Consider the following 21,548-nt stretch of genomic DNA (forward strand, 5'->3'; position numbering starts at 1 on the left):
GCGTCAGTCCGCTGCCTGGAAGGCAAACGGCTCAGCCGCCACGAACAGCTCCGACACCTCGCCGGAAAGCACCCGCTCCATGTCCACACCCAGGTCCAGTTTCTGAGTATCCGCACCTTCGCTGAAATCCAGTTGATCAAGGTCGACCCAGAACACGCTGGGCGAGATCACCGACTCGGCGTAATAGCGCCGCTGCTTGTGGTCGGCGACCACGCGCCAGCGGGTGGTCGAGAGGTTGGGGGCATCCGCCACGCTGATGCCCCAGGGCACGGAGGTCTGGCGGATGACGCTGAACACCGAGGCAGCGGCGACCCGCGGGTTGTCACTCTGCACCACGGCATTGATGTAGAACTGGGCGCGCACGAAACGATCGGAAGCACGTACCGTACCGGGCAGGAACTCCCGCGGATTCACGTTTTCCCAGTACTCCAGGATGGCCTGCTGCCTGTCGTAGGTGGGCTCGTTCGTCATCACCTGATAGTCGCGGCTGTGATGGATGACCATCTCGCCGTCGATGAACTCGATCACCGCACTGTCGCCCGTCGCGTCCGACACTGACACATGCACCGTGGCGAAGCGACTCGGATCTATGGGAAGAGGCCCCGTCACGACGTCGATGGGGTTGGATTTCAGGTCGGCGACCGCCTCCGCCACCGTGGCGTAACGGTCGAGCAGATATTGCGGGAAAATCGCCACGGAGATGCGCGGCGTTTCACCATCATCGTCAGGATAGGTGGCGTCGACCTCCCAAAGCAGGTTGGCCACCAGGCCGGCCTCGTTCATGCCGTCGGCGGTGGAAATATCGTAGCCGGACACGATCAGGCTGCCATAGCGGCTATTCCAGGTCACCGAGCGATCTCCGGCCAGCCCGTTTCTCTCCATGCCGCGGGGAAATGCCCATAGGTTGCTGACCATGGGCAGCTTCCAGTCCATGCTGCGTCCGGTGAGGATACGATCTTGCGGGCCCTGGTAGACCACGCGCGTACAGCTTTCCGCCAGCCCCGAACCCAGAAGACCCGCCACCAGGATGAAAGCGCAGCTGAAGAACCTTATGGACATATTCAACTCCTGTCTGAATGTCATGTTCAACTCCTGCCTACCCGGTATGCAGTCGAGCCACTGCAGAAAAGCGGCCGGGTTTGATGAAAGGCTACAATAGTAGGGATCGGTTTGCCATGAGAGCCATCACCGCGACCCAGGGCCTGTTCAGCATGGAAGGCGGGGACAACGACATACCTGAAATCAGGAAGGTACGGGTAGTCACCACCATTTCCTTCCAGCCTGAAGCGCCTTGATATGGATGCCGGATTCCCAAACTTTTTTGCGCCGAGGCCTTCTTAACTGTAAGGAACCGATTCCATTTCCTGGCACGTGAGGCTCCCTTATGAAAATCCTGGTATTGGGCAGTGGCGTGATCGGTGTCACCAGCGCCTGGTATCTGGCCAGGGCAGGCCATGAGGTGACGGTGGTTGACCAGCTGGAGGCGCCGGCCATGGAGACCAGTCATGCCAATGCGGGCATGTTGTCGTTCGACCACTCCACCCCATGGGCTGCACCGGGCGTTCCCTTCAAGGCGGTCCAATGGCTGATGCAGGACCTGGCGCCCCTGTACATCAGTCCGAAGGCCCTCGACATCCGCGCACTGCGTTTTCTGTTGAGGATGCTGGGGCAGTGCAGCGCCTCGGCCTTCGAGGTGAACAAGGAACGCATGCTGCGGGTGGCCCGTTATAGCGCCGAGTGCTTCAAGCAGCTGCGGGAAGAACTGCCGCTGGACTACGATGGCCGCCAGAAGGGCACCCTGGAGCTGTTTCGCACGGAGAAGGATCTTGCCGCTGCCGCCAGCAATGTGGCCATCCTGGAGCGCCATCACATCCCCCATGCACTGCTGGACGTGGACGCCTGCATTCGCCAGGAACCGGCCCTGGCCCATGTGCGGGAAAAGATCGCCGGTGGGGTGCTTCTGCCGGGGGATGAGACCGGTGATTGCCACAAGTTCACCTGCGCCCTGGCAAAGGCCTGTGAAACCCGTGGTGTGACCTTTTTGATGAATACCCGGGTGGAGGCCATCGACACCGGCAACGGGAAGATCACCGGTATCAGAACTTCCGCCGGCACCCTGAGCGCCGACCGCTACGTGTTGGCCCTGGGGTGTGAGTCACCGAGGGTGCTGGGCGGGATCGGAATTCACGTGCCCGTTTACCCCCTCAAGGGCTACTCCCTGACCATGCCGATCCTGGATGAGGACAGGGCACCCCAATCCACGGTGATGGACCAGAAATACAAGGTGGCCGTCACCCGCTTCGACCACCGCATCCGGGTGGGCGGGGTGGCGGAGATCGCCGGGGACAACAAGGACCTGCCGCCACAACGCCGCGCGGCCATCGAGTACGTGGTGCGGGATCTATTCCCCGGCGGTGGCGCGGTGGAGGCGGCGGAGTTCTGGGCCGGGCTGCGGCCCATGACCCCGGACAGCGTGCCCATCCTGGGCAGTACACGTTACGACAATCTGTTCCTGAACATCGGTCACGGGACGCTGGGCTGGACCATGTCCCTGGGCTCGTCAAGATTCGTGGCTGATCTGGTCGGCGGCCATTCCACGGATATCGATCCCGACGGCCTGGGCCTGGACCGCTACGCCTGAGCAGGGTATAGCAAGCGTTCCACATCCTCGGCCGGCACCGGCCGACTATACAGATAGCCTTGTCCTTGCACGCAGCCATGATCCAGCAGGAAGTCCCGCTGCACGGTGTTCTCGATGCCCTCGGCAATGACCTTCAATCCCAGGGTCTCGCCCAGGCCGATGATGGCCCGGATGATGGCGGCATCCTCGGGGTGATTGGCGGGGTCTTCCTTCATCTCGGAGACGAAGGATTGATCGATCTTGATGGCGTGCACCGGCAGGCGCTTGAGATAGTTCAGGGAGGAATAGGCGGTGCCGAAATCATCAATGGAGATGCGCACACCATGGGTGTTGAGTTCGGTCAGGGTGCGTATGGTCTGTTCAATGGAGCTCATCGCCGCGCTTTCGGTGATCTCGATTTCCAGATCGCTCGCCTCCAGGCCGGTATCGGCCAGCACCCCTAGAATGCGTTCAACCAGGTCCGGCTCCCGCAGTTCCCGTGCCGACAGGTTTACCGCCACCGTCACGGTCGGCACGTTCCGGGCCTTCCAGGCGCGAATCTGCTCGCAGGCCTGTCGCAGCACCTCCGGCCCCAGTGAGAGAATGAAGCCGGTCTCCTCCGCCAGGGGAATGAAACGACCCGGAGAGATCATGCCCCATTGGGGGTGACGCCAGCGCACCAGGGCTTCCAGGCTGAGCACGCGCCCGCTGGCCAGGTCCACCCGGGGCTGATAGACGAGATGGAATTCGTCTCTCTCCAGTGCCTGGCGCATGGCCTGGTCCAGTTCCATGCGTTCCTGTAGTGCCGCATCCATCTCCGGGGTGTAGAAATGGTAGCAACGCCGCCCCTCGGCCTTGGCGCGATACATGGCGGCGTCGGCATGACGTATCAAGTCCTCCGGCCGGTCGCTGTCGCCGGGGTAGGCAGAAATGCCGATACTGACCGTCACGGACACCTGCTGGCTCGACAGGGGGATGGGTTGGCTCAGGACCTTCTGGATCTTCTCGAGTACGGGGATGGCGTCCTCCGCATGAGAAAGTTTGGGCAGCAGCAGGATGAACGAGTCCCCACCGAAACGGGCCACCGTATCCCCCTCGCGCAACAGGCCGCGCAGGCGATGCGCCACCTGGATCAGCAACTGGTCGCCCAGGTCGTGCCCCAGTGAGTCATTGATGACCTTGAAATCATCCAGGTCGATGAACATCACCGCCAGGGCATGTTCATCGCGGCGGGCCTGTGCCACTGCCTGACCGATTCTATCCAGTATGAGGCTGCGATTGGGCAGGCCCGTCAACGGATCGTGGAAGGCGAGGTATTCCAGGCGCTCGTTCAGGGCTCGCTTGTCGGAGATGTCCTCGGCCAGCTTGATGTAGTGAGTGACTTCACCCCGTGCATTGCGGATCGGTGAGATCCGGGCCCGTTCCCAGTACGGCTCGCCGGACCGCTTGCGGTTGTGGAACTCGCCCTCCCAGGTTTCGCCGCTGCGGATGGTTTCCCACAGCTGGTGAAATTTTGCGGTGTCTTTCTCGCCGTAGCGCAACATCCCCGCACGCTGACCCAGTACCTCCTCGCGGGAAAAGCCGGTGTTGTCGCAGAAACGTTGATTCACATACTCGATCACGCTGTCGGTGTTGGTGAGTATCATGACACTGGGACTTTGCTCCACCGCGTAGGCCAGTCGCTCGCTTTGCTCTTCGGCCAGCTTGCGCTCGGTAACATCCACGGTGGACCCCAGGATCTTGCTCAGGCATCCGTCCGGGCCGTAAACGGCGGAGGCTTGATGCAGGATCCATCGCCAGCCACCAGCCTGGTGGCGCATGCGCACCTCGATACGAAATCGCCCCTTGGGCTGGCGTGTGTATTGCTCGAACAGCCGAATATCCTCATCCCGCTCGTCGGGGTGGATCAACGAACGCCAGGCCTCCATATCATTGTGCAGTTGGTGATCCAGGTAACCCAGTTGCCCCTTGAGTTCACGGGACAACATCACGCTTCCGTCGGGCCTCCACTCGAACAAGCCCACGTTGCCGCCTTGCACGGCCTCCCATAGCCATTCCTGCTCCTGGAGTCGGGCCGCCATGTTCATGTCCATGCAATAGAGGCGTGAGCCATCTTCGGCATGGGGCACCACCACATGGCAGGAGAGGACCTTGACGGGGTAGCCTTCGCGATGACGCAGGATCAGCATCTCCGAGGGCGGCAGGTGAACGCCATCACGCACCTGCTGCATGCGCTGGTGAAAGACCTCCAGATCTTCCGGGGGAATGATGAGATCTGCCAGGTTGGCACCCAGGGCCTCATGGGCGGGGTAGCCATACAGATGCTCGCTGGCGGGGTTCCAGTAAACCACGGTTCCATCCAGCCGATACCCCTGGATCGAGATGTCGGGTACGGTGTCCAGGAGTTGCGTCAGGGCCGCTTCATCGTGCCGACGCGATTCGTCCACCGCTCCCTCCCGAGCAGCCTCATCCGAGGCTCCCGGCGAAGGGTTTTTGTCCTCTTGCATGCGAGTAATCCAGTCGCAGTTGATGTATCGCAAGGGTAGCATGGCACCCTTGTCTAGAATTCCGACACTCTATCAATACTTTTTTGGCTATTCTATTTTCACGGTAGCTTGGGTGGCCGATCGGAAGTCGTGCACGCAGGTGGGGCGGTGAGAGGCCGGCGCCAAGCGAACAGGCGTCATGGTCGCCAGCGGTGAGGCCTGTTGGCAATATGCGTCATGTCCCCGGTGATGGGAGCCATGACCCTGGAGGGGTTCAGTGTTTTTTCAACGATTTCGATTGACGCCCAAGCTGCTGATTCTGCTCGGTATACCCATGGTGCTGGCGCTGGTTGTGGTGGCCCTCATTGTTATCGCGCAGGTTAACCACCGGGTGGTGGGGTTGATGCACGACGCCGCTCAGAATCGGGCCAGCGCGGGCTCGGATAGCGTGGGATGGTGGCTGGAGTCGCACATGGGGGTGGTGCGCACCCTGGCGCAGACCCGGGTGCTGGCCTCAGGCAATACCGAGAGCATCTCGGGCGTCCTTCAGCACTTTGGTCAGCGCATGAGCGATGAATACGAAGTGCTGTTCTTCGCCGACGTCGATGGCGAAGCCTACTACCACAATGAACACCGCTCGAACTTGGCCGATCGGGGCTATTTCCGGCGTATCGTCCGGGATCAGGCGGACGTGTCCGTGGTCACCGATCCTGTCTACTCGCGCAGTACGGGAAATCCCATCACCGTACTCGCCCACGCCGTGGAAAATGCGCGAGGTGAAGTGCTGGGGGTGTTGGCCGCCACCGTGACCCTGGACACCCTGTCCCGCATTGTCGGGCAGGTCATCGACCAACCCGGGGCCATGGCCTGGGTTCTGGATTCTGGCGGCATGACCATCGCCCATCCGGATTCCGGGCGACTCATGTCGGAAAATGCCCTTGATGTGACCAATCAGGAGTATGCCGCCATTGCCCGGCGCATGGTGGCTGGTGATCAAGGTATTGGGGAGTACGTGGATGATCAGGGACGCGCGTTCAATGTGGCGTACCAGCCCATTCCCGATACGCCGGGCTGGTCCCTGGCGGTCGCCATCCCAACGGACCATTTGCTGGCGACAGCGCGCGAACTGCGGACAACGCTGATCGTCGTCTTCGGGATCACCCTCTTGTTGCTGGCCGGGATCATCATTTGGGTGGCCCGCATGATCGTGCGCCCGGTGCGTGAAACACGCCAGGCGCTGGACGATATTGCTGCCGGGGATGGTGATCTCACCCAGCGGCTCAATGAGGATCGCCATGACGAGTTCGGGGATCTGGCGCGCAGTTTCAACGCCTTTGTCGATGGTGTTCACACTCTCGTGAGGCAGGTCTCGGAGGCGGCCAGTCAGCTGTCGGCGGCAGCCGAGCAATTGTCCGTGTCCAGCCGCCAGGCCAGTGAGCAGGTTCAACAGCAGCAATCCGAGACCGAGCAGGTGGCGACCGCGATGACACAAATGGCGGCCACCGTGACCCAGGTGGCCGGTAACGCCAGCCAGGCCGCCGATGCCGCTGCCGAATCGGACCGCGCGGCCCATGCGGGTGCCGATGTGGTGCAACTCACCTCGCGGGAGGTGGGCGAGCTGGCCGAAGAGGTGCAGAGCGCGGTGTCCGTGATCAACCGCCTGCAGGGCGATGCCGAGAGCATTGGGACGGTGCTGGAGGTGATCCGTGGCATTGCCGAGCAGACCAACCTGCTGGCCCTCAATGCCGCCATCGAGGCTGCACGTGCCGGCGAGGCAGGTAGGGGGTTTGCGGTGGTGGCCGACGAGGTGCGCACCCTGGCCACCCGCACGCAGAGTTCCACCCAGGAGATCCGGGCCATCATCGAGAAACTGCAGGGCGCCGCCAATGATGCGGTCAAGGTCATGGATGCCGGGCATGCCAAGGCCACCGACGGCGTGTCCTCCGCCGAACGGGCCGCCAGGGCCCTGGAGGACATCACCCGCGGTATCAGTACCATCAATGACATGAACACCCAGATCGCCAGTGCCGCAGAGGAGCAGTCAGCCGTAGCAGAGGATGTGCACCGCTCCCTGACGCGAATCAGCAGCGGCGTGGAACAGGCTGCCAATGGTTCCACGCAAATTGCAGCGGCCAGCGACGAGTTGGCGCGACTGGCGGCTGATCTTCAGACGCGGGTGGGGCGTTTCAAGGTATGACTTTGGGAGGCGTGTCTGTAGCCTCCAGATAAAGCTGGAAGCTCATTCATCGTGTACCGGTTTGCAGCCGGCCCTTGCCGGGGGGCGGTACGATCAGGAATCTTCGGGGTGCAGGTTTTTCGACTGCAAGAGCAATTGCTCTGCCTCCTTGGCTGGCACCGGTCGGCTGAACAGGTAGCCTTGCCCCTGCACGCAGCCATGGTTCAGTCATGGCCTTACCGTTTGGAGTTGATGGCAGTGCAGGGCGGCTGCGGGAATGCTGCTGCGGCCGGTCTCTGGCAAGATAGGCCCCTCCGAGGTCAAGGAATCCAGAACGCGACATGGCGCACCTGTTACGCATCGTGATGATTCACGGCCATCTTGAGGGGGTGGTCGAGCTGAATGTGGACGGCCACACCAATATCTGCGGCACCAATGCCTCGGGCAAGACCACCCTGCAGCGGCTGGTGCCGGTGTTCTACGGCGAGTTGCCCAACAAGGTGGTGCCCAGGACGCGGCAGAAGTTCGACCAATTCTACCTGCCGCACCGCAACAGCTACCTGGTCTACGAATACCGGCGCGAGGCGGGCGACGTGTGTCAGGCGGTCCTCACGCGCAAGAGCGACGGCGGCGTGGAATATCGCTTTGTCAGTGCCCCCTATCGCCCCGAAGACTATCTGGTCACGGGCGAGGGCGGTGTGACGGCGCTGGACTATGCCCAGTGGGCCAACGGGCTGCGCCGCCAGGGTGTTGAGGTATCCCAGAAAATCGGCGCCAGCTCCGAATATCGCGCGGTGATCCAGAACGACTTCACCCAGCAATACGGCAACAGCCGCGAGGCATTGCGTCTGCGTCAGATGGCGGCCCGTTTCAGCCTGGTACGCCCGGCACATCGCATCCGTCATATGGAAAAGCTGGTCTCTGCGGTGCATGCCAAGGAGGGCAAGATGGACACCCTCAAGACCATGCTGGCGGCCATCTTCGAGGAGGATGGCGTCGAGTTGCCGGTCACCCGTATCCGCAACACCAAGGCGCGGGAGTGGATCGCCCGCATGCGCCAGTCCATGCGCCTGGCGCCGCTCCAGCGTGCCCTGGAAGACCTGCAGCGCCTCGACCGCGAGATTGCCGAGCTGGAGACTTCACTGTGTCAGTTTCACCCCCGGCTCCAGGCCGACCACCACCATGCCCAGCGGGCCTGGGCCGACCTCGAGGCCCGGCTCAATGAGCTTCGGCGTGACTTCCGGGCTCGCGAGCAGGCCCATGAGGAGGCGCGCGGCACCCTCGACGACCGGATCAGCGCGCTGGACAGCGAACTGAAGCGGACTCGCCTTGAACTCGATGACCTGCAGCGCCGGTTCGAGGCCTTCAAGGAGGCCGATATGCCCGGTCTTGAGCGCGACCTCCAGAGTCTGCCTCAGTGGCGCGAGGAGTTGCAGCAACTGCGCGATCACCTGGAACTGATGCAGCAGGCGGCCCAGGAGAGCAAGGCACGCCTGAATGCCCGGCTGGTGGAACTGGGTGATCTGCTGGAGCGCCGCAGCGAGGAAACCCAGGCGCGCATCGATGCCCTCGACAAGGAGAAGGACGCCTGCCGCGAGGCCCGGAGTGAACAGGAACAGCATCTGGAAGCGGACCATCAGGGCCGCCGAAAGGCACTGGACGATGATTACCGCAGTCGCCTGGATGAGGGCGCCAACCGGCTTGCCGAACTCAAGGCCCGGCTGGCTCATGACGGCCAGACCACCGAGGAAGCCCACGAGGCCCGGCAGGCCCAGGCCCGGGTCGATCAGGCTCAGGGCGAACAAAGCGCCGCCGTCGCCGCGACGGAGGCGGTGCGTGGCGAACTCGACGAGCGCAAGCGTGAACGCGAGACTGCGGAGCGTGATCTGGAGCATGCCCGTCAGCAGCGTTCCCGGGCCGAGGCGCGCCTTGATGCACTGCTGATCCAGCGTGACCCCGCCCAGGGCAGCCTGCGGCACTTCCTGCGTCATCATCGTCCGGGCTGGGAACAGAGCCTGGGCAAGGTGATCGCGCCGGAACTGCTGCAGCGTCGCGATCTGGCCCCGCAGTTCAACGACGATGCCAGTGACGATCTTTATGGGTTGGTGGTGGACCTCGCAGCCATCGCCCTGCCTGATCATGCCCAGGACGAGGCCACCCTGCTGGCCGGGATCGAGGCTGCCCAGCAGGCGCTGGACCAGGCCCGGAAGACCGAAGAGGCCGCCGAGAAGGCGCTCAAGGCCCGCCACGACAAGGTGCAGGAGGCCGCCGGCCGGCTGGATGGTGCCCGTGCGACCCAGCGCCGCGCCGCCGAAGAAGTGGACTACGCCCTGCAGGCCCGCAGCCAGTGCCGGGAGCGTCACGAGGCCGCTCGCCAGGCACGCCAGGCCGCCTGCCGTGAGGCGCTCAATGAGCAGGAGGCTCAGCAGCAGGCGCTGAATCATGAGCGGGAACAGGCCCTGGAGGCACTGGCCGGTACGCACCGCGCCCAGCGCCAGGCCTTGAACGACGAATTCAAGGGGCGGCTGGCCGGTCTGGATGAGCAGATTGCCCAGTATCGTGGCCAGTTAACCGGATTCAGGGAGGAGAACCGCCGTCAGCGCGAGGAACTTGAGGCTGCCTTCGAGCGCGAACTGGCCGAGCAGGGTGTGGACACCGTTAGCCTGAACCAGACCCGCTCACGCCTGGAGGCCCTGGAGCAGCGCATTCGCCAGACCGAGCGGCGTCGCGAGGAGCTCGAAGCCTACACGCGCTTCATGCGGGTGGAGTGGGGTGAGCGCAAGCCGCAGTTGGTGGCGCGGGAGGCTGAACTGGGCGGTGAGCATCAGACCGCTGTGCGCGAGCGCGAGCATCTCAAGCAGCAGTTCGACACCGCGCGCCGGGAGTACCGTGAGGCGGTCGCCGATCTGGAGAAGCAGCGCAGCGCTGAACAGCAGTTGATCGACACCCTCGCGCCGTTGCTCACCCGGCTGGATGCACTGCATCTGGAACAGGTCCCGGACTCCCAGGGCGAGGCCCCGGGGGATGCCAGCGAACGCATTGAGCGCGTCCGCCAGGCGCTGACCGACCATGCCCGCACCCAGGATGAGCTGCGCCGTGGCTGCGAGAAGATGGAGTCCGACCTGATCAAGGGCGCCAGTACCGATTTCCACGAGACCCTGGAGGCGGAGCGCAAACGGCTTGAAGACAGCAGCCCCCGCCGTCTGCTGGGTGTACTGGCCGGCATGCTCCAGTTGCTGGAGGGGCGGCAGGAGCAACTCCAGCAGGAAGGACGCAACCTGGGCGACGATCTGGACAAGTTCTTCACCGTGTTCCGCGATCTCAACCGGCGCATCAACGCCCAGAGCCGGCGCCTCTCCGATGAAGTGGCGGATGATCTCAAGCTGGAGGGCATTGGTCGTGCAGAGGTGAAGATCCAGTCCACCATCGATGAGCTGGGTTTCTGGGAGCCGCTCAAGCGCTTCACCCAGCACTACCGCGACTGGCGCGACTCCGGCCAGCCGCTGCCCGGTGATGACTACCTGGACGCCCTGGCCGACGTGGTGGAGCTGTTGCGCAGTGACCAGCAGTACAGCTTCGAGAGCCTGCTGCGCCTGGAACTGCATCTGAACGAGGGGGGAACGGATCTCGTGATCAAGAGCGACCGCCAGTTGCTGGAGTCCTCCAGTCACGGCATGGCCTACCTGATCCTGTGCAAGTTCCTGCTGGCCTTCACCCGGTTGCTGCGCGGTGAGGCCCAGGTGGCCATTCACTGGCCCATCGACGAGATCGGCACCCTGGCCTATCACAACGTGGAGAAGGTCTTTGATGCCTGCGACAATAACCGCATCCATATCGTCGGCGCCTTCCCCAACCCGGAGTCGGACGTGCTGCTGCTCTTTCGCAACCGCTACCTGATCGACCGTGACGAGGCTGACCCGGCCAAACGCCGGCTCAAGCGCATCGAACCGCGCCTGAGCCGTCTGTCCCAGCGCCTGCAGGCCCGCGCCGAGGAGGTGTCCCCATGATCGAGCACGGCCCCCTGCTGGAGCGCCTGCTGGCCGGCGACTTCATCTGCGCGGTGAGCGACGAGGCCGCCTTTCGCCACCTGCAGGACGAGACGATTCGCGAACAGATGGATGACTATCTGCGCCCGCTCAACCGTCGCCTGGCCACCAACACCGATGGGAATGTCTACTTCCTGGCCTGGCTGCGGCTCGACGAGGCCGCCCGGGAGCAGCTCTCGCGCCAGCTTGGCGACACGCTGGGCAGCCTGATGCCGATGCTGGAGTGGTTGCAGCTGGTGCAGGAGGCGTTGGGCCGCGATGGCCTGGCGGCACCCGGTGACGTGCTCAAGCCCGCCGACTTCAGCTCCCGTTGCGAAGACCATCAGGGCCTGCGTGAGCGCCTGGAGCGGCTGGCCTCCGATCCCTTCTTCGGCTCCCAGAGCGACCAGCTGGACGCCCAGCTCAAGCAGGTCTTCAAGCGCCTCAAGGAGCATGGTTACCTGCAGCAGCCCCACGCCGATCGCCAGTACTACGTGGTGACAGGCAAGATCGACTACCTGATCGACCTGGTGCGATTCATCCGTGATGAGGAGAATTTGCCCATTGAAGATCAGGCGCCCACTCAGCAGAGCCTGCTATGAGCGGCAACGACCCCCACGCCCTGGAGAGCCGCCTGATCAGCGCCGGGGTGGAGCGCCTGGCGCTGCTGGGCAAGCATGCCGAGACGCTGATGGCCGGCTACGCCTGCGACGAGGTGCCTCTGGAGGGGCTGAGCACCACTGCGCTGAACCGCCTGCTGGCGGCCCGCATCCTGTGGCGGCCCGACGAGCAAAGCGGCGTCAAGCTGGCCCCCAAGGTGCGTGAGCTGATCGCCGAGATGCTGGCCGACGAGACCCGCCGCCACGTGAATGCCGATGTGGCCGAGACGCTCGAACTGGTGCGCACCCTGGTGCAGAGCTACCGCGAAGCCCGTGATGCCGGCGAGTACTGGCGCCAGGAGCAGCAACTCCTGCGTCTGCGCCAGGAGGTGGATGATCTCAATGGCCGCTTCGCCGACGCCATCGACAGCCTGTGGCGGCGGCTCAACAGCGACTTCGGCTTCGTCAGTCGCCTGGGCGACAAGGTCCGCGAGAACGAGCGTGCCCAGAAACAGATCGTGCGCCTGCTGGACGGCCTGGAACTGATCGACTTCAACGAACTCATTGAGTTGGTGGGCAGCGATGGCGCCCTGCGCAAGCTGCTGGTCAGCGGCCTGCAGCAGCAACTCACCCACCACTACACCAGCCTGCGGGAGGTGCAGCGGCGGCTCATCGAACTGATGGCCCGCTTCCGTCAACAGCAGTCGCGCAGCCGTCTGGTGGCCGGCATGGTGGGCTTCCTGCGCGAGCACCCCAACTTCGTGCCTGGCAACTACGCCATGCGCAGCGAAGTGCCGGAACTGATCAACCGGGCGGCCCCCATCATGCCCGCGGGTGCCGTGGCCCTGGACCACGATGCCGATGCCCGTCTGGTGGCCGAATTGCTGCATCGCCTGCCTCGGCCTGCATCACGTCCCGAGCCGGTCACAGCCGCCGGTGCCGCCGAGTTGCCCGAGGACACCCTGGTGGCCGCGCGCCAGCAGGCGCTCAAGGAAGATGTGGAGGGGTTTTATCTGACGGTGGTGGATCACGACGGCGAGGGGCTCAGTGCCCTGGAATATCTGCAGGGCAGCGATCTGGAGTGGGATGAGGAGATCTGGCTCTTCCAGGTGATCTCCGAGTATCAGGGCCTGCCCCGAAGCGAGCAGCGCGCCTTCCGGCTGCGTCAGGTGGAAACCCAGGCCAGCCCCTTTAATCATCTTTACCTGATCCACGACGTCCAGTTGCAATTGGCGCCGCCGGCATGAGCCTGTCACCGGGTGCCTACAGGCTGCTGCGTGAGGTGCGCAAGAAGCTGCTCCACGAGCCCTGCGTGGCTAAATCCCGCGGTGGCAAGGTCATGGCGGAGATCGAGGCCTGGTGCCATGAGCACGACATGGTGCTGGGCATGCGCTGCTCCACCCGTACCTTGCGCTTCGACCGCGAACTGCTGGCGCAGATCGACACCACCCTGGTGGCTTCGGGGCTGCCGTCCATCGATGCCAACCTCAGCGGCCTCACCACCGCCGAACAGGCTCGCCACGGCAGCCGCGAGGAGAAGGGGGTGCGGGAGAACCCGCGGGACCATCGCGTGCTGGCCAGCCTGCCCGCCGGTGCAGCGCGGCCCGGCATCGCCGCGACGCCCCGCCATGTCCATGATCTGGACTGGCGGCAGATCCAACTGTCTGCCTTTGACGTGCTGGTTCAGGTGGAAAACCTGGACAGCTTCTACGGCCTGGCGCCCGATCTTCCGGCGCTGGCTTCGTGGTCTTGTCCGCTGCTGCTCTATCGTGGGGACAGCCACTATGGTGGAGGTTTTGGCAGGCTGTCCCAGGCCTGGGCGAGCACAGCCAGGCCGCATGTCTACTTTGGCGACTTCGATGCCGCCGGTATTCGCAACGCCCTGAGCAGCGGCGCAACCGACCTGCTGCTGCCACCCATCGCCTGGCTGGGCGAGCGCGCCACCTCCGGGCACCTGCCGGCAGAGCAGCACCACTACCAGGCGGCGCTGCATGACATCGAGGCCAGTCTGCCCGCGGAACACCCCTTCAGAGACCATCTGGCCATCCTGCTCGGGCAGCAGCGCGGCCTGCGTCAGCAGTGGTTCGGTGAGCAGCTGGTGATCGTGCCGCTGGGCGCGATTCGATCCGGCTAGCCTGCGGGCTGTTTCAATCGGACGCCCAATCTCTTGATTATCATATCCATATTCCACGATGATTGTGGACTGCCCGCCTTTATGCGGCTACCCATGCCCCGCAACCCCGGTACCCTGGATGATCAAGCTTCGAACCTACGTCTTCATGGACTCGCTGCAGCCGCAGCTTGCGGAATATCTGGCCACTGTATCCCAGGGGTTTCTACCGGTGCCGGGGGACGCCTGCCTGTGGATCGAGGTGTCGCCGGGGATGGCCATACACAGGCTGACCGACATGGCCTTGAAGGCAACCCGGGTGCGTCTGGCGCAGCAGGTGGTGGAGCGTGCCTATGGATCCATGGTCATTCACCAGCGGGATCAAAGCGATGTGCGCGAGGCCGGGCGGATGCTGCTCTCCCGGCTGGGTGCCCGCCAGGAGGACCGGGAGAGCTGCCAGGTGGCCTGGCAGGAAGTGATTCGCGGCATCACGCCGGATCACAGCGTGCTCATCAACCGACAGAACCGTCGCGGCTCCATGATCCTGCCCGGCCAGAGCATGTTCATCCTGGAAACCCAGCCTGCAGGCTACGTGGTGTATGCCGCCAACCAGGCCGAGAAGGCGGCCCGCATTAACCTGATCGATGTGCGCGCCGTGGGCGCCTTTGGCAGGCTTACACTGTCGGGCAGTGAGGCGGATGTGGATGAGGCCGCACAGGCGGCCCTGGCGGCCATCGAAAACCCCGCCGGGATCTGAATCCAGCGACGCCATCAGCAGAGGGGGCTTGGTCATGCATCGTCGGGAATTGCTGGGACTCCTGTCCCGCCATCAAACGCGCTTCATCGAGGAGTCGGCCCATCTGGATCGGGCCCGCGCCTTTGTGGATGCCCACGAGGATTGCTTCCACTGTGATCTCTGGCCGGGGCATGTGACCGGCTCGGCCTGGGTGGTCAGCCCCGACCGGCGCCAGGTGCTGCTGATGCACCATCGCAAGCACGGGCAATGGTTCCAGCCCGGCGGCCATGCCGATGGTGACGCCGATATCCTGCGGGTGGCCCTGCGTGAGACATCCGAAGAGACGGGCGTCGACCCTGCCCACATTCGCCTGGTGAGCGAGGGGATCTTCGATCTCGATATTCATGTGATCCCTGCCAGTCCCCGCGGCCCAAGGCATGAACACTTCGATGTGCGGTTTCTGGTGGAGATGGACGATGACATGCCCATCCCCGGCAATGACGAGTCCCACCAGGTCATCTGGGTGCCGTTGATGCACGTCTCCCGTTACAACAACAACCGCTCCACCTATCGCATGGTGGAAAAGACCCGGCGACTGCGCAGCTTGCTGGACGCCTGTGCCTGACGACGCTCAGAGCGGCAGACGCAGGGCAGAGAGCCGCCACCAGAACAGATTCTGGCGATGCAGCACCATGTCCACGGCTTCGCCGTTGTCTGCGGCGATTCTGATCACGAAACGGTCGAAGGCCTCATAGCGCAGGGACACCTGCACATCGTCCCGGGCCTCCAGCCCCACACCATCCGTGCCATCGGTCACGGGCATGTAGCCACGCAGGATGGCTGCCAGGGAGGCGGGGGAGATCACGGCATCCACCAGCGGCCTGAGCAGGGCGTCGGCCACGGCCAGGCCCATGGCGCCAAACGGGCTGTCCCGCATGGCCCGGTTGAGTTCACCGGACAGGGAATCGCTCAAGCTCTCGCGCACGTCCTCGCGCACGGCGGGGAAATCCACATAGCGCGACAGGCGCTCGGTATCCCGGGCCTCGGCTGCTTCCCGCATCTGATCCACGGCATGGTAGGGGGAGTAAAACACACCGATGACCATGGCCAGCAGGCCCAGGACGATCAGGGGTTTGATGAGCATCTTCATGGTGGTGAGGGTCCGAGAGGTTGCGGCAGTGATGATCGGCGCCCGGGTTGCCGCAAGCGGGATGGGTCGCAGCGCACGGTGTGATTCAGTGGGCGGTATTGTCCGGATTCGCGCGGGGCTGTCAAAGCCTGCGGCCCCGTTCAGGGCACGGCATGTTCAATAGATGGCGCCGCCGGATTCCACATAGGCCTGTAGTATCTGGGTGGCCTCGGGCCGTAACACGTCCCGTTGTACCTGGATGCCGCGCCTGGTGAGGGTTTCAGCCCAGTGGTCGGGCTTGGCCCCTTCGTCAAACCCGATCTCGCGCACATCCTCGTCCCGTGCGCCGCAGACCACCCGGGACACCCCGGACCAGGGGATGGCGCCCAGGCACATGGCACAGGGTTCAGCGGAGGTGACCAGGGTATGGTGCAGGCGACCGCCATCGCTCAGGTCGTGATTATCGAGGCGTTTTTGTGCCAGGGCCATGGCGACCATCTCCGCGTGGAGGATGGAGCAGCGGGAGCTGGTTACAAGGTTCAGTCCTGGCGCCACCAGTTGCCCGTCGGCATCAAACACCGCCGCCCCGAACGGTCCGCCACTGCCCTGAGTCACGTTCTCCCTGGCCAGCGAGATCACGAAGCGCATCTGTGCCTCATCCCCATGCAATGGCACCCAGTCACCGCTGAGCTTCTCCAATAGCCAATCCGGCAACCGTATCTTCAGCTCTGGCATGTCCATGGCGATCTCAAGACCCGTGCAGTGCATCTGAGTGGATATCATGCCTCATCCGGGCCACGGCGAACACCGGCCGCCTCTCCGCGACCGATCCGTCCGCAGGGGACTCATGTGTCCAGGTTTTCCGTACTTTGATCCTTGGCGATTCGACGCGGCTTGATCAGGTTGTCCCACCAGGGACGCAAAGCCTTCACCCCCGGCCCAGTGCGCTCCCAACGCCCATCGGGGTGACGGACCCAGTTGGGTTGGTCGGGGAGCTTTGCTGGGTCGAGGCGGTACCAGCGCCAGCCTTCTACGCGGCGCATTAGGTCCCAGTTGCCGGAGTAATGCTTATCGCAAAGCTCGTGGTCAGCTCTCGCCACCTCCGCAGCTGGACCTTCAGTCGTACTGTCTTTCATGAATGCGACAATGTAGCGGTAGATCGCCTCCGCTTCAGTAGTATTCCATAGGCTAAATTGTTTGCCGTCTAGATCCATAAGTTTGTGAGCTTTCGGCGAGGGTGGTGCGCCATCTTTAATCAAATCATGAGGGGGGCGGACTAACGCCACCTTAGTATTGCAATAGGAGTGAGGTCGGTAAATGTGATTTTCATCATAGATTAGATAGGAAGAGTCTATCCAGGTTAATGAGTCTATGTTGTTTCGCATTCTCTGGGTGAAGTAAACAATTTGTCGCTCTCTGTCAAATACGACAAATCGGTTTGCTGGCAAAGCTCCTGATAGCCAGAAAATTAAGATGCCTATCGGTATTGCAAAAATGGATAATATCGCGATAGCGATTGATTCGTGTTGTTTTATTACAACTAGAAGGGTGAAAGCTATTACTGACATGCCTAACCCTAGAGTGCCGATCGTCGTGGCAAGAGAGTGGTAGCCATAAGTAAGAATATTAGATTCCTGCCATGAAGGGCCAGGCCAATAATGTTCTCGTTCTGTCTTTTTGCCGTAATGTGTGGTTTGGAATGGTGGTTGGGTATTGTCTTGGGAAAGGGCCACCTTGCTTCGCTCAAATAGTTCACGGAAAGGGGATGCTACCCATGCGCGTGCGACTGCCATAACAGAAGTTCTCCATTCGCTAATACGATGTTGATTATCTCTAGTTTGTCTTTGCGCTAGTGTTTATTGTTGGGGTCTGCTCAACTGTAGGTCTCCAAGTTGACTGTATGCGTACATACTCTTTTTCACTTAGCTTGTTGTTTCGTGAATCGCGGCTAGGCCACGAGGCTCGTCTTTCGATTTTGAAGTCCGGGTCATTCCGGTTTGGGCGTAGGACGATTGTCGTGGTTACGCCTGCCACTATTTCTCGGATGGTTGTCTTGTGGAATAGGCGAATTTTAACCGGAGCCCCGTGGTCGTTCGTTTCTATAATCATCATTTCTTCGATTCGAATTTGCGAGCCGGAAGATCTGAGTAAGATTTCAACCTCTATGATACCTTTGAGTGAGGCGATTTCGGTTAGCTGGATATTGACTTCAACGAGTACCGGTGAGTTAGGTTCGCGTAGTTGTATGCCTGTATGGGTTTGCGTGTTGTAAGGGTTTTTTTGCGTTGTGAGGTCATGCATGATTATTTGCGCAGTGATCTCATGGATGATGGAGATCATCTTTTTCAGCTGATCTTCTGGCGTGGAAACGGGGTGTTCAGGAGGTTTCGTTTCTTTTATGGCTAATTTTCCAAACTGAGATTGGAATAGGGTTTGGGCGAGCTTCGTTCGGTCTTGATTCGCAACAATAAGGTTTCCCGTCGTGCCAAGAAGTAAAGCGAACAGTGCGCTAAATCCAAGGATGTTGGCGCCTAATACGGCAACACCGGAAGCTACTATTAGTGAGCCCCCTAGTATGACTCCTTTGTTGTTGTTGGTTAGTCCATTAAATATATAGGCGGCACCAGCTCCAAGATCCATTAATCCAGAAAATCTCGTGAGCGTTATCAGTATGGTCTGTTGTCCTGAGGCTTTATAATTTCGTTGGCGCCGTTTGTGCGCATTATGGTTTGATATGCTTGAGTGCAGTCGTTCTGTTGAGAGTGCGTGCGAGTAACGATTTTGGTTCTGTTGAGTGATTTTGGGTGCGCCATATTGTGGGAGTATCGACTGTCGAGTATTTGACCAGAACCTAAACTCGGACAGCCCGAAAGCGGCTACCGTGCTAAATAGAGAGGCTAGCTGCAGGTTATGTGCAGCCGCTTGTGACCGCCCCATTTCCCCAAGGGCGATTCCAAGATTAAAAAGTAGCAAAGGCCCTAAAATTGCTCCATAAGCCATTCGGTAGGAGGGGGTGTTGCGGATCATTTGACTTAGGTCACCAAGACTATAGGCGCCAGTTGGCATTAGAACAGGTACATTTGTTTGGTGGAGTTCTTTATGGATACCTATAAATTCAGATTGCCGGAGTTGGAAGCCTCGAGCAGGAGGATTATCGAAGGTGAATCCTAAGAAGTGCGATAGCGGTAAGTGCTGGATATGGAGTTCGATGCCCGCAATTCGGTGTGCCATAGTTGCGACATGACTCAAGCTATGTCTTATGTGCTGGGGTTGTTCGTTCATCGCCGCCTCCGCCAACGCATCGATCAACCGATTCAACGCGTCCGGCGCAAACGTGGCCAGCTGCAGCCGGTCTATCTCCAGTAGCGGCTTCATGCGGGGTTCGGTGGTTTCCAGCCATTGGTTGCCGGTGGACCAGTCGATGAGGGTCTGGCGGGTTTCCGGGTCGTCGTTACCCAGGACGGGGAGGGTGTTGGTGTCCGGGTCGAGAAAGCACCTGAGGTAGGGCAGGGAGGTTTCGCTGTCCAGATCGCGGATGCAGTGGATCCACTGCAGCAGACCGAAGACCCGATCGTCCGGGCAGGGGCTCTTGGTGTAGTCCTCCAGGGCATGGGCGTAGTGGGGGGATTGCAGCAGCGACAGCAGATCCCGGTTCAGGGCCTGGAAACGACTGGCCGCCTCTTTCACCTTCTGGTCCCAGGCATTGAGCGTACGGTTCATGCGGGGCACGTCCACCTGGCGCTGCAGGTCGGGCTGAACCTGTATGAGACGCTGGATCAGGGTGCCCAGGGCGCGTTCACCATCGATGGCCGATTGTTCGGCCTCGGCCAGATCTTCCAGGCAGGCGTCCATGGACTGGCGCAGATCCCGGGCTTGTTGCAGTGGGTCGGGGAGGAGCGCGGTGATGAGGCCGTTCACATCCCGCAGTTCCAGGGCCTCGCCGCGCTCGGGTTGCGAGGCTAGAAGAGGGCGGGGGCGGCCGCCGGGCTGACCGGCGCGACCGAGGCGTCCCATGCGCACTGCTTCGCGCCCCAGGTTCAGTGGGGTGCAACGGGCATCCCGCTCGCTGGAGGAGGGCGGGGGCACCCTCCTGGGATCATCCGGTGCCAGGCCGCCGAAACCCTCGATCCGCGCCCAGGTCCACTGCGGCTCACTCAGCGCCAGTTGGTAATCGAACACCTTCCCGTCAATACGATGCGGGAACAGCAGGCGCGCTCCCACGGGGCAGTGTGCCGGGCGTTCATCCTTGCCCTGCCAGACCTCAAGGTTCACCTCCAGCCAGGTCCCCTCGGGACCGGCCTCCAACTCGCGCCACAGATGACCGTCGCGAAAGACATAGACCCGGCAGCCGGGTCGGATGGCGTCATGCTCTATTCCCCGAATATCCACCGACCGACGCAGGGCCACGGCGACCAGCTGATGTTCATGGCGATGCGCCTCCAGGGCCGGGTCGTTGTCCGAATCCCGGGGCCGAACGCTCACATCCTGAGCCAGTGGGACGTGATACATGCCCTGGTGGGGATCGTGCAGCGGCAGTACCAGATCCACCGTCTGTGCCGGCAGGCCAGTAAAGAGCAGGGTGTGAGCATCGCGGCGATTGTTCACGGGGCGCGGGTAGGCGCCGACCGCATCACCCGAGCCGTCCCGGGGTTGGGCTGTCACTTCCAGTCCGCGCCCCAGAGCCCTGTCCAGATCCACCTCGAGCCGCAGCGCATGAGTCTGCTGCAACGGGGGTGGCTCATTGAAGACCGCAGGATTCAGTTCCGCCGCCTGTCGGCAGCCCGGTTGCATGAGGGGGGCAGGCGGGGTGTTGCGACAGTTGGAGACCATGGGGTCGAACTGCCGTACCGCCGGCACGCCCTCGAAGAACACATTACTGGAGCGGCCCACAAACTCCGCGTAACCGCGCCGGGTGCGGGAGCGCACGCCGCCACAGTTGCCGGCCTCGTCACCCCGGCTGCGGGCGAACCGGGACTGGTGATGACACGCCGCATGACCGTTGACGAACACGCTGCCGGCGGTGCCTGTGGCATCCCGGCTTTCCGCCACATTGGTATACGGGATGGGCTTGCAGCGCTTGCCGATCCTGGTCAGGCACACATCAATACTGGTGAGCCGGCCCTGGGAGCCGGCATGCACGGCGCTGCGGCCGTTGATGGCGATGTTGCCGCCGGCACCGGACGTTGCGGGGTTAGCGCTGTCCTCCTGGATGGCCAGCGGCTGGCGATGGACGGAGCCGATCTCCATGCCCAGGCGATGCTCGATGGCACGGGCCACCGTGTCCCGTTCGCGAGGGCCCAGAGTGCTGACTGTGCGCTCCGCCTCCAGACCCGTGTCCGGGCAGCGGGAGGGGCGATCAGGTTGCGAGGGTGGCAATTGCCAGTGGGGGTCGATGTGCCGGTAAAGGCTGGCGATGCGGTGGTGGCTCGCCGGGGCGCGTCCCAGCCAGTCTCTCAGGGCGCGGCGCCCATGTTCCAGTGTAGGGAATACCGGTACGCCCTGGGCAACACCGATGGCGCCATGATCCAGGGCCACCGGGCCCAGGCCCAGTAAGCCGGGGTTATGGGTACGCCAGGAGAGGCTGCCGCCCCGATGGATGGTGACCGTGTCGGAGTCGTCAAAGAAATGCACTTCCGTGTCGGACGCACCGCTGGCTGATCGATACAT

At 62.4% G+C, this 21,548-nt stretch carries 14 protein-coding genes; 8 read left to right on the plus strand and 6 right to left on the minus strand.

Annotated elements, in window-relative coordinates:
- Positions 1-3: 3 nt before the first annotated feature.
- Entirely contained in the window at positions 4-1,083 is a 1,080-nt protein-coding gene (locus ECTOBSL9_RS06800; RefSeq protein ID WP_240481079.1) for a linear amide C-N hydrolase, read from the minus strand.
- Between the two features lie 301 nt (positions 1,084-1,384).
- On the opposite strand from ECTOBSL9_RS06800, the gene ECTOBSL9_RS06805 reads away from it, so the two are divergent.
- The gene (locus ECTOBSL9_RS06805) at positions 1,385-2,641 is read left to right on the plus strand and encodes a D-amino acid dehydrogenase (RefSeq protein WP_063464428.1); all 1,257 of its coding nucleotides are present in this window, start codon (positions 1,385-1,387) and stop codon (positions 2,639-2,641) included.
- Here the strand turns inward: ECTOBSL9_RS06805 and ECTOBSL9_RS06810 are convergent.
- Positions 2,632-5,127: an EAL domain-containing protein gene (locus ECTOBSL9_RS06810; RefSeq protein ID WP_063464429.1), complete on the minus strand. Its 2,496-nt coding sequence runs from the start codon at positions 5,125-5,127 to the stop codon at positions 2,632-2,634. The genes ECTOBSL9_RS06805 and ECTOBSL9_RS06810 overlap by 10 nt on opposite strands.
- Positions 5,128-5,383: 256 nt before the next feature.
- Between ECTOBSL9_RS06810 and ECTOBSL9_RS06815 the strand changes: the two genes are divergently transcribed.
- From ECTOBSL9_RS06815 to ECTOBSL9_RS06845, 7 genes are all read left to right on the plus strand, one after another.
- Entirely contained in the window at positions 5,384-7,303 is a 1,920-nt protein-coding gene (locus ECTOBSL9_RS06815) for a methyl-accepting chemotaxis protein (RefSeq protein ID WP_156500064.1), read from the plus strand.
- 320 nt (positions 7,304-7,623) lie between these two features.
- Positions 7,624-11,289, plus strand: a complete 3,666-nt coding sequence (locus tag ECTOBSL9_RS06820; protein ID WP_063464431.1) for an ATP-binding protein — start codon at positions 7,624-7,626, stop codon at positions 11,287-11,289.
- Complete coding sequence (locus tag ECTOBSL9_RS06825) at positions 11,286-11,909, plus strand: hypothetical protein (protein ID WP_063464432.1); 624 nt, start codon at positions 11,286-11,288, stop codon at positions 11,907-11,909. Before ECTOBSL9_RS06820 ends, ECTOBSL9_RS06825 begins: the two co-directional genes overlap by 4 nt.
- A complete protein-coding gene (locus ECTOBSL9_RS06830) occupies positions 11,906-13,153 on the plus strand; it encodes a hypothetical protein (protein WP_063464433.1) in 1,248 nt (415 codons plus the stop codon). The genes ECTOBSL9_RS06825 and ECTOBSL9_RS06830 overlap by 4 nt, the downstream gene beginning before the upstream one ends.
- A complete protein-coding gene (locus tag ECTOBSL9_RS06835; protein ID WP_063464434.1) occupies positions 13,150-14,040 on the plus strand; it encodes a hypothetical protein in 891 nt (296 codons plus the stop codon). Before ECTOBSL9_RS06830 ends, ECTOBSL9_RS06835 begins: the two co-directional genes overlap by 4 nt.
- 118 nt (positions 14,041-14,158) lie before the next feature.
- Entirely contained in the window at positions 14,159-14,773 is a 615-nt protein-coding gene (locus ECTOBSL9_RS06840) for a BMC domain-containing protein (protein WP_063464435.1), read from the plus strand.
- 34 nt (positions 14,774-14,807) lie between these two features.
- Positions 14,808-15,377 (plus strand): NUDIX hydrolase, encoded by a 570-nt coding sequence (locus tag ECTOBSL9_RS06845; protein WP_063464436.1) that lies wholly within the window; start codon positions 14,808-14,810, stop codon positions 15,375-15,377.
- A gap of 6 nt (positions 15,378-15,383) precedes the next feature.
- Here ECTOBSL9_RS06845 and ECTOBSL9_RS06850 read toward each other — a convergent pair whose 3' ends face one another.
- The 4 genes from ECTOBSL9_RS06850 to ECTOBSL9_RS16945 form a co-directional block, all read right to left on the minus strand.
- A complete protein-coding gene (locus ECTOBSL9_RS06850) occupies positions 15,384-15,902 on the minus strand; it encodes a DUF2939 domain-containing protein (RefSeq protein WP_082829794.1) in 519 nt (172 codons plus the stop codon).
- Between the two features lie 156 nt (positions 15,903-16,058).
- The gene (locus ECTOBSL9_RS06855; protein WP_240481080.1) at positions 16,059-16,664 is read right to left on the minus strand and encodes a nucleoside deaminase; all 606 of its coding nucleotides are present in this window, start codon (positions 16,662-16,664) and stop codon (positions 16,059-16,061) included.
- 62 nt (positions 16,665-16,726) lie between these two features.
- Positions 16,727-17,674: a hypothetical protein gene (locus ECTOBSL9_RS16940; protein ID WP_156500065.1), complete on the minus strand. Its 948-nt coding sequence runs from the start codon at positions 17,672-17,674 to the stop codon at positions 16,727-16,729.
- A gap of 40 nt (positions 17,675-17,714) precedes the next feature.
- Complete coding sequence (locus tag ECTOBSL9_RS16945; protein WP_205632003.1) at positions 17,715-21,548, minus strand: PAAR-like domain-containing protein; 3,834 nt, start codon at positions 21,546-21,548, stop codon at positions 17,715-17,717.

This window comes from Ectothiorhodospira sp. BSL-9 (assembly GCF_001632845.1).
GTDB lineage: Bacteria > Pseudomonadota > Gammaproteobacteria > Ectothiorhodospirales > Ectothiorhodospiraceae > Ectothiorhodospira.

What these genes read in the sequence shown, in the direction of transcription:
- ECTOBSL9_RS06800 (WP_240481079.1), bottom strand. Translation starts at nt 1,083, where the DNA reads ATGACATTCAGACAGGAGTTGAATATGTCCATAAGGTTCTTCAGCTGC.
- ECTOBSL9_RS06805 (WP_063464428.1), top strand. Translation starts at nt 1,385, where the DNA reads ATGAAAATCCTGGTATTGGGCAGTGGCGTGATCGGTGTCACCAGCGCC.
- ECTOBSL9_RS06810 (WP_063464429.1), bottom strand. Translation starts at nt 5,127, where the DNA reads ATGCAAGAGGACAAAAACCCTTCGCCGGGAGCCTCGGATGAGGCTGCT.
- ECTOBSL9_RS06820 (WP_063464431.1), top strand. Translation starts at nt 7,624, where the DNA reads ATGGCGCACCTGTTACGCATCGTGATGATTCACGGCCATCTTGAGGGG.
- ECTOBSL9_RS06825 (WP_063464432.1), top strand. Translation starts at nt 11,286, where the DNA reads ATGATCGAGCACGGCCCCCTGCTGGAGCGCCTGCTGGCCGGCGACTTC.
- ECTOBSL9_RS06830 (WP_063464433.1), top strand. Translation starts at nt 11,906, where the DNA reads ATGAGCGGCAACGACCCCCACGCCCTGGAGAGCCGCCTGATCAGCGCC.
- ECTOBSL9_RS06835 (WP_063464434.1), top strand. Translation starts at nt 13,150, where the DNA reads ATGAGCCTGTCACCGGGTGCCTACAGGCTGCTGCGTGAGGTGCGCAAG.
- ECTOBSL9_RS06840 (WP_063464435.1), top strand. Translation starts at nt 14,159, where the DNA reads ATGATCAAGCTTCGAACCTACGTCTTCATGGACTCGCTGCAGCCGCAG.
- ECTOBSL9_RS06845 (WP_063464436.1), top strand. Translation starts at nt 14,808, where the DNA reads ATGCATCGTCGGGAATTGCTGGGACTCCTGTCCCGCCATCAAACGCGC.
- ECTOBSL9_RS06850 (WP_082829794.1), bottom strand. Translation starts at nt 15,902, where the DNA reads ATGAAGATGCTCATCAAACCCCTGATCGTCCTGGGCCTGCTGGCCATG.
- ECTOBSL9_RS06855 (WP_240481080.1), bottom strand. Translation starts at nt 16,664, where the DNA reads ATGATATCCACTCAGATGCACTGCACGGGTCTTGAGATCGCCATGGAC.
- ECTOBSL9_RS16940 (WP_156500065.1), bottom strand. Translation starts at nt 17,674, where the DNA reads ATGGCAGTCGCACGCGCATGGGTAGCATCCCCTTTCCGTGAACTATTT.
- ECTOBSL9_RS16945 (WP_205632003.1), bottom strand. Translation starts at nt 21,548, where the DNA reads ATGTATCGATCAGCCAGCGGTGCGTCCGACACGGAAGTGCATTTCTTT.